Genomic DNA, 12,653 nt, shown 5'->3' with positions numbered 1-12,653 from the left:
GCGTACAGCTGCGACAACACGCCCCGCGGCCGCTTCCGCACACCCTCGACAGGCCGTGTCCCGCGCCCCCGGCGGACCGCGAACGGCCCGTTCCGCCCACCGGGTTCCGCCGACGGGCCTGTTGAGACAAGTGTCACCAGCCCCGTCCGGTCCCTTGGGAACCGGACCGGGGCGAGCTACGGTCGTAGAGGTGGGACGCGCACACGCGCTTCCACCGGACACGTGAACGAGCAGGCGGGTTGCCCACCCACCGTGTGCTCCCGATAGCATCCACCGGGACAGCAAGCCGTCCCTCTATTACCCGATCCCGCGGTGGCCCCCGTCCAGCGGCCATGATCCCCCGCGACAAAGGTCTTCGATGCCCATCAGCCCGTCCCCTCACACCTCCGTCACGGACCGCGATGCCCTCGCAGCCACGACGGCCGGTCGGCGACCCCGCGTGACCATCGCGCGCGGAGCCACCCCCTGGTTCGTCCCCACCCTCGCCACGGCCGCCGTGACCACCGCCCTCACCCGGCGCAGCGGCAAGTGGGCCCTGGCAGCGGTACCCGCCTGTGCGCTCAGCGCGGGCATGCTGTGGTTCTTCCGCGACCCCGAGCGTGAGATCGGCGCGGGCAGAGTGATCTCCCCCGCCGACGGCGTGGTGCAGAGCATCGACGCCTGGCCGGACGGCCGCACCCGGGTCGCGATCTTCATGAGCCCGCTCAACGTCCACGTCAACCGCGCGCCCCTGCCCGGCACGGTGACGTCGGTCGAGCACGTCGCGGGCGGCTTCGTCCCCGCGTTCAACAAGGACAGCGACCAGAACGAGCGGGTCGTCTGGCACTTCGACACCGAGCTCGGCGACATCGAGATGGTGCAGATCGCGGGGGCCGTGGCCCGTCGCATCGTGCCGTACGTCGCCGCCGGTACCAAGGTCGAGCAGGGCGACCGGATCGGTCTGATCCGGTTCGGCTCCCGGGTCGACACCTACCTGCCGGCCGGCGTCGAGGTCGGCGTCGAGGTCGGCCAGAAGACCACAGCCGGGGTGACGCGCCTTGACCGTGACTGATCCTGAGACAATCGTCGGCCTGGACGACGAGGAGACGGCCCTGCGCCGTCGCCGCTGGGCGCGCGACCGCGAGCTGCGCGCCCCGCGCTCTCCCCAGCACCTGTCCACCGCCGACTTCCTGACCCTGGGGAACGCCGTCTGCGGCTTCCTGGCGATCTACTCGATCACCACCGGGGTCCTCGTCCCGCACATCACCAACCCGGACGCCGCACCCGACCGGCACAGCGCCGCCACCGCGGTCACGCTGCTGCTCATCGGCTCCATGTGCGACCTCTTCGACGGGCTGGTGGCGCGCAAGCTCCGCTCCTCCGCCCTCGGAGCGGAACTGGACAACCTGGCCGACCTGATCAGCTTCGGCATCGCGCCGGCCTACTTCGTCGCCGTCTGGGGCATGGTCTCGCAGGGCTCCAACAGCAAGCTCTCGGCGCTCATCGCGATCACCGTCCTGCTCGCGGTCGTCCTGCGGCTCGCCCGCTTCTCCGCCGTCAAGATGCGACCCGGGGTGTTCCAGGGCATGCCCTGCCCGATGGGCGCGATGACGGTGATCGCCATCGTGCTGCTCGACCCGCCGTTCCTGCCCGGTCTGCTCGCCATCTTCGGCGCCGCGTACCTCATGGTCAGCCGGATCGAGTACCCCAAGCCCCAGGGGCTGCTGGCCACCGCCACGCTGTGCTGGATCGTCGTCTCCATCGGCTGCCTCGCGGCCTGGGCGACCGGCCTGCCCGGCGGCGACGCCCTGATGCACGTCGGCGCCTTCGCCCAGATCACGCTCGCCGCGATGGCCCCGCTGCTGGTCATCCGGCGCAAGGTCGGACAGAAGGTCGGCGACGTCCGCGCCAGGCGGGCGGAGTCCCGCCTCGGCTAGTCGTTCCCGTACGCGAGAGGGGCCCGGATCCAGTCGATCCGGGCCCCTCTTCGTTGTGCTCGCTCTTCGGCGGGCGCTGCTACGCGTCGGCGGGCGCTGCTAGGCGCCGCCGGTGTGCACGCTGAACGCCGAGCGGCGGGCCGCCCGCGCCACACCCGGATCCGGGTGCACGCCCGAGACCGCCGACAGCACCGAGGCCGCCCGCGGGTGCCCCGACTGCCGGGCCCGGGCGAACAGCCGCACCGGATCGCCCGCCGCGGCGCCCTCGACGTGGCCCACCAGCAGCTCCGTCTCGCCGTGGTCCAGCACCGCCGCCGCCGTGTCCACCCACAGCCAGGCCGCGTCCTCCGCCCCCAGCACGTCCGCCGGCGAAACCCCCTCGTCCGAGCGCTCCGCCAGCCACAGCAGCGCGTACGGGCGCAGCACCGGCTCGTCCACCGACCCCCGCACCGCCTGCTCCGCCGGGCCGCCGGCCACCCGCAGCGCCTCGAAGGCCAGCCCGCGCACCAGCGCGTCGTCCCCCTGCGCCGCGTCCAGCAGCTCCGCCACCGCCCGATCGGCCGGACGGGCCGCCACCCAGGCGCGGAACTCGGCCCGCGCCGGGCCCGGCGAGTAGTCCGCGCAGGCGTTCAGCAGCTCGAAGGCGCTCTGCTCGATGTGCCCGGCCGCGGTCTGCGCGACCGTGCAGATCTCCTCCAGCTTCGCCCGCACCGCCCAGTGGCCCAGCGGCGACAGCTCGGCGGCCTCGTCCCTGCGGACCACGGCCCCGACGGCCGCCAGGCCGTCCAGCATCCAGTCCAGGACCGCGGCCACGTCCGCCGGCGACGGCGGGGTGTCGATCTGCGGCTCCCGGCACGTGCCGCGGACCGCCGACACCGCCGAGGCGGCGTGCGGCACGGGCGACAGGCCCGAACCGTCCGTGCCACCCACCCGGCGCTCGTCCAGACCCCGGCGCAGCAGCTCCAGCAGTTCGCCGTCCGACACCGGACCGGCCACCAGGTGCAGGAACGACAGCAACTGAGGCGCCTGGTCCACCGCCTGGCCGGCCAGCACCGCGAACACGCCCCGCAGGGCGGCCGGCGGCACCGGGGCCAGCAGCGTCCAGGCGTCGAACAGCGCCGACCAGCCGCGGACCACCGCCTCGTCGTCGTGCTCCCAGGCGTGCAGGCGCCAGCCCGGGACCGCACCGCCGTCCCTGGCCTCCACCAGGCCGACCAGCAGTGCCTGCCCCCACGCCTTGGCGGCGGCGCCGACCGTCATGGCCAGCGCCCGACCCGCCGCACGGGCGTCGTCGGGCAGCAGCTCGCCCCGCTTGTCGACCTCTTCCAGGTCCCCCGCCCAGCGGGCGATCCGGACGGCGTCCACCAGCATCCGGCGGGCCAGCGGCGCCAGCTCGGCCGGCGCGGGGAAGCCCTCCGGTACGGGAACCCTCCCCCGACCGGGCGCCGCAGCGGGCCCTCGTCGGCGGGGTACCCCGGCCCCGCCCGGCTTGCCGGCGGCGGGCCGGTGGGCCGTACCGGGGAGACGGGTCACCGTCGCACCAGTACCGATCGTCGGAGGGAGCGGGGCATCACGGTCGCGCGGATTCCGAGACGTCACGTCGAGCAGTCTTCCCCTTGTACCGGCCTTCTGTCACATCCGGTTGGCTGTACGGACGGGCGGCCGTCGACGGCGCCTCCCCAAGATCGGGCAACAATCGGGCAACAGAGGCAAACCGCCTGGCCGGAAACAGGTGGCGGGGGCATGCCATCCCGGCTCAACCCTTGCGGCGGCGGTCGCGCTACCCGCCCGACCGGTCACACTCCGTGGCTGACGGGTGAGGTCCGGGTTTCGTACAGAGGCCCTGTCGGTGTGACTTCTCGTGCGGGGGGGCCGGGTTCAGAGAAGGGGGGTGAGCCAGCGGCGGAGGAGTTCGGTGTAGTGGGTGGGGGCGGAGTTCCAGAGGGTGGTGTGGTCGGCGCCCGGGAAAGGCCGGAGGCTGACCACGCCGGGGCGGGCGGCGGCGAGGCGCTCGGCGGCGCGGAACGGGGCGACCTGATCGTCGGGGCTGTGCAGGAGGAGGGTGGGGACACGCAGGTCGGCGCCCTCGGCGATGCGGCTGAAGTCGGCGAGGTCGACGCCGGTGCGGCCCTCGGCGGCGAGGGCGCCGAGCTCGGCGGCGGCGCCGGTGTAGCCGGCCCGGGCGGCGCCGCGGCGGGCGGTGGCGGGCAGGTCGAGGACCGGCGAGTCCAGGACGAGGCCGCTGATGGCATGGGCCCAGGCGGAGCGGGAGGCCGTCTGGAGGGCCATGGTGGCGCCGAGGGACCAGCCGTACAGGATGACCCGGCCGGCGCCGCTGTCGAGGGCGAGCCGGACCGCCGACTCGACGTCGCGCCACTCGGTCTCGCCGAAGTGGCCGAGCCCGTCCGGCGAGGCGGGGGCACCCTGGTCGCCCCGGTAGGTGACGGCGAGGGCGGGCAGGGCGAGGCGGTCGAGCACGGGGAGGACCGGGAGGGTCTGCTGCCGGTCGGCGCCGGGACCGTGGACGAGGATCACCCAGGTGCCGCGTTTGCCGTCGAGGCGCCAGGCGGGGAGGGCGCCGAGTTCGCCGTCGGCGGCGGTGTCGGTGAAGGGGAGGCCGAGCGCCTCCGTGGGGTCGCCGAGGTGGACGCGGGGGGTGAAGCGGACCTCGGTGCCGGGGGTGAGGGTGCCCCGGTCGGCGCGGACGAGGCGGCGGGTGACACCGTTCTCGTCGCTGTGCAGGACGTCCTCGACGACGGCGTGGCCGTGGTCGTCCCATTCCACGGCCCAGCGGCCGGGGCGCAGGCTCTCGGGGCGGCGGTTGAAGGTGATCCGGCCCGCGGCGAGGCTCCGCACCAGGATGGGGCCCGACTCCCGGACGGCGCTCGCCGGGTGGACCAGCCGTTCGGAGGCCCGACGGCCGATCACCAGGACGGCGGCCCCGGCGCCGACGACGGCGGCCGCCACGACGGCCGCGGTTCCCCAACGCATATCGCTCCCCGCTCTGCTGGTCTTGGCTGCTCTTGGACCGGACGGTGTCCGGGCGGTGTCCGGGCGGTGCTCGGACGGTGTTCGGGCACCAGTTCACCGGGGGGCCGCGCGGGCGGCCACCGGGCTGGGCCGTCCGGGTCACGGCGGGGCGTCGGGCGGGGCGGGCGTCAGGCGGGCCTCGGGCGGGCGAGAACGGCACCGGCGACAGGGCTCCGAGGTGTGACCAACCCCTCCGTGACCTCGGTTGACTCCCGGTTCGGCCGCGTGATGGGATCCTGGGGCCAAACGGAGGCATGCAGAGGAAGCCGGTGCGAGTCCGGCGCGGTCCCGCCACTGTCACCGGGGAGCACGCTCGGAACATTGCCACGGCGGACCGTCAGAAGCCGCTGGAAGGCCCGGGGGTGCGTCCGACCCGGAAGCCAGGAGACTCTCGCCCCCGGTACGTCGATCCAGGGCGCGGACCCTGAGTGAGGACACGCACGCGATGCAGGCTGCCCCGACCCGCCGGACCCCACGCGGCCTTCCGCCGAACCCGCCGTGCGCCCGCTGACCCGCGCCGCCGCGTTCGCGCTCGGCGCCGCCGCGGGCTTCGCCGCGGACGCCCGCTTCGCCGACCCCCGGCGCGGCCACCCGGTGGCCGTCTTCGGCGGCGCGGCGACCCGGCTGGAGCGGCGGGTGTGGCAGGACGACCGGGTGGCCGGCGCCGGGTACACGGCGATGTGCGTGGGCGCGGTCGCGGCCGGCGCGGTGGCCCTGGACCGTACGGTGGGCCGGCGTCCGCTGGGCCGGGCCGCGCTGGCGGCCGCCGCGACCTGGACGGTGCTGGGCGGCACCTCGCTGACCCGGGAGGCGCGCACCATCGGCCGGTCGCTGGCCACGGGCGACCTGACGGCCGCGCGGGAACGGCTGCCGCACCTGTGCGGGCGGGATCCGAGCGCGCTGGACGGGCCGCAGATCGCCCGCGCGGTGGTCGAGTCGGTGGCCGAGAACACGGCGGACGCCGTGGTGAACGCGCTGGTCTGGGGCACGCTGGCGGGCACGCCGGGGCTGCTGGCGTTCCGCGCGGTGAACACGCTGGACGCGATGGTCGGCCACCGCTCGCCGCGGTACGCCCGGTTCGGCTGGGCCTCGGCCCGGCTCGACGACGTGGCGGGCTGGCCGGGCGCCCGGCTGACGGCGCTGCTCACGGTGGCCGCCGCGCCGCAGCCGAAAACGGCCTGGCGGGTCTGGCGGCGGGACGGCTCGGCGCACCCGAGCCCGAACGCGGGCCAGGCGGAGGCGGCCTTCGCGGGCGCGGTGGGCGTCCGGCTGGGCGGGACCCTCCAGTACGGGGAGCGGGTGGAGCACCGGCCGGTGCTGGGCGCGGAGTTGCGCCCGGTGACGGTGGACGACATCGAGCGGGCCTGCGTGCTCTCCCGGCGGGTGGGCGCGCTGGCCCTGGGTACGACGGTCGCGGGGCACGTCGCGCTGCGCTTGCTGATGACACGGTGGAGGGGAAGGGCATGAGCAACGCACTGCTGGTCGCCGGGACGACCTCGGACGCGGGCAAGAGCGTGGTGACCGCGGGCATCTGCCGCTGGCTGGCCCGGCAGGGGGTGCGGGTCGCGCCGTTCAAGGCGCAGAACATGTCGCTGAACTCCTTCGTCACCACCGACGGCGCCGAGATCGGCCGGGCGCAGGCGATGCAGGCGCAGGCGGCCTGGGTGGAGCCGGAGGCGGCGATGAACCCGGTGCTGCTGAAGCCGGGCGCGGACGGCCGCAGCCAGGTGGTGCTGCTGGGCCGGCCGGTCGCCGAGGTGGGCGCGCTGGACTACCGCGAGCGCAAGCCCGTCCTGCTGGAACGGTCGCTGGAGTGCCTGGCGGATCTGCGCCGCCGCTACGAGGTGGTGGTCTGCGAGGGCGCCGGCTCGCCCGCCGAGATCAACCTGCGGGACCGGGACATCGCCAACATGGGCCTGGCGACGGCCGCCGGGCTGCCGGTGGTGGTGGTCGGGGACATCGACCGCGGCGGCGTCTTCGCGGCGATGTACGGGACGCTGGCGCTGCTGTCGGCGCAGGACCAGCGGCACGTGGCGGGCTGGTTCGTCAACAAGTTCCGCGGCGACGCGCGGCTGCTGGCGCCCGGCCTGGAGATGCTGCACGGGCTGACCGGCCGTCCGGTGCTGGGCACCCTGCCGATGCTGCCGGGCCTGTGGCTGGACGCCGAGGACTCGCTGGACCTGTCCACGGTGGTGGACCGGGTCGACGGCCGCGGCCCGCTCGGGGCGGACGTGCTGCGGGTGGCCGTGGTGCGCTTCCCCCGGCTGTCGAACTTCACCGACCTGGACGCCCTGGCGCAGGAGCCCGGCGTGCTGGTGCGCTGGGTGACCCGGCCGGAGGAACTGGCCGACGCCGACCTGGTGGTGCTGCCCGGCACCCGGGCCACCGTGGCCGACCTGGCCTGGCTGCGCGAACGCGGCCTGGAGCCGGCGCTGAAGGCGCGGGCGGCGGCCGGGCTGCCGGTCCTCGGGGTGTGCGGCGGCTACCAGATGCTGGCGCGCGGGATCGAGGACGAGGTGGAGTCCGGGGCCGGCTCGGTCGAGGGCCTGGGCCTGCTGCCGACGCACGTGCGGTTCGGCGCCGAGAAGGTGCTGGCGCGCCCGGTCGGCACGGCGTACGGGCAGCGGGTCGAGGGCTACGAGATCCACCACGGGGTGGTGGCCGTGGAGGGGGGCGAGCCGTTCTTCTCCGATGACGACGGGCACGGCCTGGACGGCTGCCGGGTCGGCCCGGTGTGGGGCACGACCTGGCACGGCGCGCTGGAGAACGACGGCTTCCGTCGTGAACTCCTGCGCGAGGTCGCCGCGTTGGCGGGCCGGGCGTTCGTGCCGGCGCCGGACACCTCGTTCGCCGAGGCGCGCGAGGCCCGGCTGGACCGGCTGGGCGACCTGATCGAGGAGCACGCGGACACCGACGCGCTGTGGAAGCTGATCGAGGGCGGGGTGCCGGCGGCCGGATCGCTGCCGTTCCTGGCGCCCGGGGCACCTGGGGAGTATGCATGAGTGACGTCCGCTATCCGTTCACCGCGATCGTCGGCATGCCCGACCTGCGGCTCGGCCTGCTGCTCAACGCGGTCTCGCCGGCCGTGGGCGGCGTGCTGGTGCGCGGCGAGAAGGGCACCGCGAAGTCGACCATGGTGCGCGCGCTGGCCGGCCTGCTGCCGACCCTCGCGGCCGTCGACGGCTGCCGGTTCGCCTGCGACCCGTCCGCGCCGGACCCGCAGTGCCCGGACGGGCCGCACGACCGCCCCTCGGCGTCCGAACGCCCCGCCCAGCTGGTCGAGTTGCCGGTCGGCGTGGCCGAGGACCGGATCGTCGGCTCGCTCGACCTGGAACGGGCGCTCGCCGAGGGCGTCAAGGCGTACGAGCCGGGGCTGCTCGCCAAGGCGCACCGCGGCGTGCTCTACATCGACGAGGTGAACCTGCTCCAGGACCACGTCGTGGACCTGCTGCTGGACGCCGCCGCGATGGGCCGCTCGTACGTCGAGCGCGAGGGCGTGTCGGTGCGGCACGCCGCCCGCTTCCTGCTGGTCGGCACGATGAACCCCGAGGAGGGCGAGCTGCGGCCGCAGCTGCTCGACCGGTTCGGCCTGACCGTCGAGATCGCCGCCACCCGGGACCCGGCCGAGCGCGCCGAGGTGGTCCGCCGCCGGCTCGGCTACGACGCCGACCCGGCCGGCTTCGCCGCACGGTTCGCCGCGGACGAGCAGGCGCTCGCCGAACGCATCACCGCCGCCAGGGAGTTGCTGCCCAAGGTGGAGCTGACCGATGTGGCGCTGCGTCAGATCACCGCCGTGTGCGCCGCGTTCGAGGTGGACGGGCTGCGCGCCGACATCGTGATGGCCCGCACCGCCGTCGCGCTCGCCGCCTGGGACGGGCGGACCGAGGTGCTGGAGGAGGACGTCCGCAAGGCCGCCCAGCTGGCGCTGCCGCACCGGCGCCGCCGCAACCCCTTCGACGCGCCGGGGCTGGACGAGGAGCAGCTCGACCGGACGCTGGAGGAGCACGCGCAGCCGGAGGAGCCCGCGCAGCCATCGGAGCCTTCGGAGCCCGAGGGGTCCGGGGAGCTCGGGGGCTCAGGAGAGGCCGAGGGCGACGGGGACGGCGAGGGCGACGGCCCCGAGGACGACGGTCCGGGCCCGGACGGCGGCCCCGGCGGCGGCCCGGACGGCGGCGGGGCCCCCGAGCCCGCCTCCGGCCCGCAGGCATCGACCGCCGAGCCGGACGAGCCGCTCCAGCAGCCCGTACCGGCCCAACACCCCGCCCCCGCCCGGGAGTCGGCGCCGGTCGCGGCCGGCGACCCGTACCGGACCAAGCTGTTCACCGTGCAGGGCACCGGCCACGGCGCCCAGGGCCGCCGCTCCCCCGCCGAGACCACCGGCGGGCACACCGTGCGCGCCCGGCGCCCCCAGGGCACGCTCAGCCGCCTGCACCTGACCGCCACCTTGCAGGCCGCCGCGCCGCACCAGGCGGCACGCGGGCGGGCCGGCCGGGCGCTGGTGCTGCGCAAGGACGACTTCCGCGAACAGGTCCGCCAGGGGCGGGAGTCCAACCTGGTACTGTTCGTCGTCGACGCCTCCGGCTCGATGGCCGCCCGGCAGCGGATGACCGCCGTCAAGGGCGCCGTGCTGTCCCTGCTGATGGACGCCTACCAGCGGCGCGACAAGATCGGCATGATCACCTTCCGGGGCGCGGACGCCGAACTGGCGCTGCCGCCGACCTCGTCCGTGGAGGTCGGCGCGGCCCGGCTGGAGTCGCTGCCCACCGGCGGCCGCACCCCGCTGGCCGCCGGCCTGCTGCGCGCGCACGAGGTGCTGCGGGTGGAGCGGCTGCGCGACCCGAGCCGCCGCCCGCTGCTGGTCGTGGTGACCGACGGCCGGGCCACCGGCGGGCGGGACGCGCTCGCCCGGTCGCAGCGCGCGGCCGGACTGTTCGCCGCGCAGGGCACCGCCAGCGTGGTGCTGGACTGCGAGTCCGGCCCCGTCCGGCTCGGCCTCGCCCGCACCCTGGCCGGACTGCTCGGCGGCACCGCCGTCAGTCTGGACGAGCTGCGCCCCGAGGGCGTCGCCTCGCTCGTCCGCGAGAACCGCCACGACGGCCGGCGTGACAGCCGGCAGGAGAACCGTCGTGAGAACCGTGCCACCACCATGCGAAAGGCGGCCTGAGCCGACATGCCCAAGGGTGTCCCCGAGAGCGTCCCCGAAGACGGCCTGACGACCCGTCAGCGCCGCACGCAGCCGATCACCGCCGTGCACACCGGCCCCGGCAAGGGCAAGTCCACGGCCGCGTTCGGCATGGCGCTGCGGGCCTGGAACCAGGGCTGGCCCGTCGGGGTGTTCCAGTTCGTGAAGTCCGCCAAGTGGAAGGTCGGCGAGGAGAACGCGCTGCGCGTGCTCGGCGCCTCCGGCGAGGGCGGCACGGTCGACTGGCACAAGATGGGCTCCGGCTGGTCGTGGATCCAGCGCTCCAGCGAGATGGAGATGGACAGCGAGGCGGCCGCCAAGGAGGGCTGGGAGCAGGTCAAGCGCGACCTGGCGGCCGAGACCTACCGCTTCTACGTGCTGGACGAGTTCACCTACCCCATGCACTGGGGCTGGGTCGACCCGCAGGAGGTCGTGTCGGTGCTCAAGGACCGCCCGGGCAGCCAGCACGTCGTCATCACCGGCCGGTACGCGCCCGAACCGCTGACCGAATTCGCCGACCTGGTCACCGAGATGACCAAGGTCAAGCACCCCATGGACGCCGGCCGCAAGGGCCAGCGCGGTATCGAGTGGTAGACCGTTGAGCACTGCCGGCAGGCCGTTGGCCGCCATCCCCCGCCTCGTCGTCGCCGCGCCCTCCTCGGGCGCCGGCAAGACCACCGTCGCCACCGGCCTGATCGCGGCGCTCGCCGCGCGCGGACTGGCGGTGTCCCCGCACAAGGTCGGCCCCGACTACATCGACCCGGGCTACCACGCGCTCGCCGCCGGGCGCCCGGGCCGCAACCTGGACGCCTTCATGTGCGGCCCGGAGCGGATCGCCCCGCTCTTCCTGCACGGCGCGGCGGGAGCGGACGTCGCGGTGGTCGAGGGGGTCATGGGCCTGTTCGACGGGGCCTCCGGGCGGGGGGAGCTGGCCTCCACCGCGCACGTCGCCAAGCTGCTGCGGGCGCCCGTGGTACTGGTGGTGGACGGCTCCTCGCAGTCCCGGTCGGTGGCCGCGCTGGTGCACGGCTTCGCCTCCTGGGACCCGGAGGTGCGCCTCGCCGGGGTGATCCTCAACCGGGTCGCCTCCGACCGGCACGAGCAACTCCTGCGCGAGGCCCTGGAAGAGGGCTCGGGCGTGCCCGTGCTGGGCGCGCTGCGCCGCTCCACGACCGTCGCCACGCCGTCGCGCCACCTCGGGCTGATCCCGGCCGTGGAGCGCTCGGCGGAGGCCCTGCGTGCCGTCGCCGACATGGGTGAACTCGTCGCCGCCTCGGTCGACTTGGACGCCCTACTCGAACTCGCCCGGACGGCACCGGAGTTGACCGCCGAACCGTGGAGCCCGTCGGCCGAGGTCGATCCGGTGGCCGGCACGCCGCGGATCGCGGTCGCGGGCGGCGCCGCGTTCTCCTTCTCGTACGCCGAGAACGCCGAACTCCTCACCGCCGCAGGCGCCGAGGTCGTCCCCTTCGACCCGCTGCACGCCTCGGCACTGCCCGACGGCACGGCCGGCCTGGTGATCGGCGGCGGCTTCCCCGAGCTGTACGTCCGGGAGCTGAGCGGCAACACGGCGCTGCGCGGGGCCATCGCGGCGTTCGCCGCCGGCGGCGGCCCGATCGCCGCCGAATGCGCCGGACTGCTCTACCTGGGGCGCGAGTTGGACGGCCTGCCGATGTGCGGCGTACTGGACACCGGCGCCCGGATGACCGAACGGCTCACCCTCGGCTACCGGGAGGCCGTCGCCCTGCACGACTCCCCGCTCGCCCGGACCGGCACCCGGGTACGCGGCCACGAGTTCCACCGGACGGTCTGCGAACCGGGCGCGGGCGAACACCCCGCCTGGGGCTGGCGCCTGCCCACCGGCCCCCGCACCGAGGGCTTCGCGGGCAGCCACGTCCACGCCTCCTACCTGCACCTGCACTGGGCCGGAGCCCCGTCCCTGGCCACCTCCTTCGCCTCGGCCGCAGCCGCCCACCAGACAACCCCCGGCAAGCCCGCGTCACCGTGACCCCCCTGCCCTGCCCGTCTCAGGACGGGCCGTTGCCGAAGGTGCCGGTCAGGGGGTCGGGGCGGTCGGGGCGGTGGCAGGTGGCGCAGCGGAGGCGGGTGTAGATCGCCACCGGGCCCATGAAGACGTCCTCGCGGCCGTCCGCCGGGGAGGCGGAGGCGGCCGGCCCGCCACAGTCCAGGCAGGCGCGGCGGGGGCGGGCGGCGATGGAGCAGGCGCGGCAGAGCAGGTGGGTCGGGTGCTCGGCGTGGACGACCACGGGCTGGGGGCCGCCGTCGAGCAGATGGACGCACCACGTGCAGGACTCGTCCACCTGCGCCGCCAGCATCCGGGCCCTGGTCTCCTGCTGCCACCTGGCGGCCTTCTGCACCGGGACCGTCACCGGCGGCCCCCACCCGGCGGCACTGAGCCACTGGGCCCCCTCCGCCCCTGCCGCCCGCAGCTGGTCGTCGACGGCGATGTCCCTGGGGGTCTTGTCCTTCATGGGCTCCTCCTCCGGTGCGGTTCCCGCCGGGTT

The 12,653-nt window shown here is 75.4% G+C and carries 10 protein-coding genes and 1 riboswitch; of the genes, 7 read left to right on the top strand and 3 right to left on the bottom strand.

The genetic code is table 11. The annotated features are described in order from the left end of the window. Positions 1-358: 358 nt before the first annotated feature. On the top strand, positions 359-1,051 hold the full coding sequence (locus ACFWPI_RS21990; protein ID WP_371519410.1) for a phosphatidylserine decarboxylase: 693 nt from the start codon (positions 359-361) through the stop codon (positions 1,049-1,051). Continuing rightward, on the top strand, positions 1,038-1,916 hold the full coding sequence (locus ACFWPI_RS21985; RefSeq protein ID WP_030059975.1) for a CDP-alcohol phosphatidyltransferase family protein: 879 nt from the start codon (positions 1,038-1,040) through the stop codon (positions 1,914-1,916). The genes ACFWPI_RS21990 and ACFWPI_RS21985 overlap by 14 nt, the downstream gene beginning before the upstream one ends. Before the next feature lie 99 nt (positions 1,917-2,015). Here the strand turns inward: ACFWPI_RS21985 and ACFWPI_RS21980 are convergent, their stop codons facing one another. Both ACFWPI_RS21980 and ACFWPI_RS21975 read right to left on the bottom strand, forming a co-directional pair. Beyond that, positions 2,016-3,449: a hypothetical protein gene (locus ACFWPI_RS21980; RefSeq protein ID WP_380379967.1), complete on the bottom strand. Its 1,434-nt coding sequence runs from the start codon at positions 3,447-3,449 to the stop codon at positions 2,016-2,018. A gap of 345 nt (positions 3,450-3,794) precedes the next feature. Then, positions 3,795-4,907, bottom strand: coding sequence for an alpha/beta hydrolase family protein (locus tag ACFWPI_RS21975; RefSeq protein ID WP_380379964.1), 1,113 nt, complete (start codon positions 4,905-4,907; stop codon positions 3,795-3,797). A gap of 297 nt (positions 4,908-5,204) precedes the next feature. Next, a riboswitch (cobalamin riboswitch) is annotated at positions 5,205-5,337 on the top strand. Positions 5,338-5,444: 107 nt separating this feature from the next. Here ACFWPI_RS21975 and ACFWPI_RS21970 point away from each other — a divergent pair. Genes ACFWPI_RS21970 through ACFWPI_RS21950 form a run of 5 tightly spaced genes read left to right on the top strand, consistent with a single transcriptional unit; the run spans position 5,445 to position 12,136 of the window. Beyond that, positions 5,445-6,413 (top strand): cobalamin biosynthesis protein, encoded by a 969-nt coding sequence (locus ACFWPI_RS21970; protein WP_380379962.1) that lies wholly within the window; start codon positions 5,445-5,447, stop codon positions 6,411-6,413. Continuing rightward, positions 6,410-7,948 (top strand): cobyric acid synthase, encoded by a 1,539-nt coding sequence (locus ACFWPI_RS21965; RefSeq protein WP_380379960.1) that lies wholly within the window; start codon positions 6,410-6,412, stop codon positions 7,946-7,948. Before ACFWPI_RS21970 ends, ACFWPI_RS21965 begins: the two co-directional genes overlap by 4 nt. Next, the gene (locus tag ACFWPI_RS21960; RefSeq protein ID WP_380379957.1) at positions 7,945-10,110 is read left to right on the top strand and encodes a putative cobaltochelatase; all 2,166 of its coding nucleotides are present in this window, start codon (positions 7,945-7,947) and stop codon (positions 10,108-10,110) included. Before ACFWPI_RS21965 ends, ACFWPI_RS21960 begins: the two co-directional genes overlap by 4 nt. Positions 10,111-10,116: 6 nt before the next feature. Beyond that, the gene (cobO, locus tag ACFWPI_RS21955) at positions 10,117-10,722 is read left to right on the top strand and encodes a cob(I)yrinic acid a,c-diamide adenosyltransferase (protein WP_380379954.1); all 606 of its coding nucleotides are present in this window, start codon (positions 10,117-10,119) and stop codon (positions 10,720-10,722) included. A gap of 4 nt (positions 10,723-10,726) precedes the next feature. Next, a complete protein-coding gene (locus tag ACFWPI_RS21950) occupies positions 10,727-12,136 on the top strand; it encodes a cobyrinate a,c-diamide synthase (RefSeq protein ID WP_380379951.1) in 1,410 nt (469 codons plus the stop codon). Positions 12,137-12,155: 19 nt separating this feature from the next. Here the strand turns inward: ACFWPI_RS21950 and ACFWPI_RS21945 are convergent, their stop codons facing one another. Then, positions 12,156-12,620: a hypothetical protein gene (locus ACFWPI_RS21945; protein WP_380379949.1), complete on the bottom strand. Its 465-nt coding sequence runs from the start codon at positions 12,618-12,620 to the stop codon at positions 12,156-12,158. Between the last annotated feature and the right edge of the window lie 33 nt (positions 12,621-12,653).

It is taken from the genome of Kitasatospora sp. NPDC058492, assembly GCF_042720685.1.
Lineage (GTDB): Bacteria > Actinomycetota > Actinomycetes > Streptomycetales > Streptomycetaceae > Kitasatospora.
The sequence above is the reverse complement of the archived record's forward strand: the minus strand, read 5'-3'. Positions and strand labels throughout refer to the sequence as shown.

Bases quoted from the DNA above. Each gene is read 5' to 3' on its own strand.
- ACFWPI_RS21945 (WP_380379949.1), bottom strand. From the start codon at position 12,620: ATGAAGGACAAGACCCCCAGGGACATCGCCGTCGACGACCAGCTGCGG.
- cobO (WP_380379954.1), top strand. From the start codon at position 10,117: ATGCCCAAGGGTGTCCCCGAGAGCGTCCCCGAAGACGGCCTGACGACC.
- ACFWPI_RS21990 (WP_371519410.1), top strand. From the start codon at position 359: ATGCCCATCAGCCCGTCCCCTCACACCTCCGTCACGGACCGCGATGCC.
- ACFWPI_RS21965 (WP_380379960.1), top strand. From the start codon at position 6,410: ATGAGCAACGCACTGCTGGTCGCCGGGACGACCTCGGACGCGGGCAAG.
- ACFWPI_RS21975 (WP_380379964.1), bottom strand. From the start codon at position 4,907: ATGCGTTGGGGAACCGCGGCCGTCGTGGCGGCCGCCGTCGTCGGCGCC.
- ACFWPI_RS21960 (WP_380379957.1), top strand. From the start codon at position 7,945: ATGAGTGACGTCCGCTATCCGTTCACCGCGATCGTCGGCATGCCCGAC.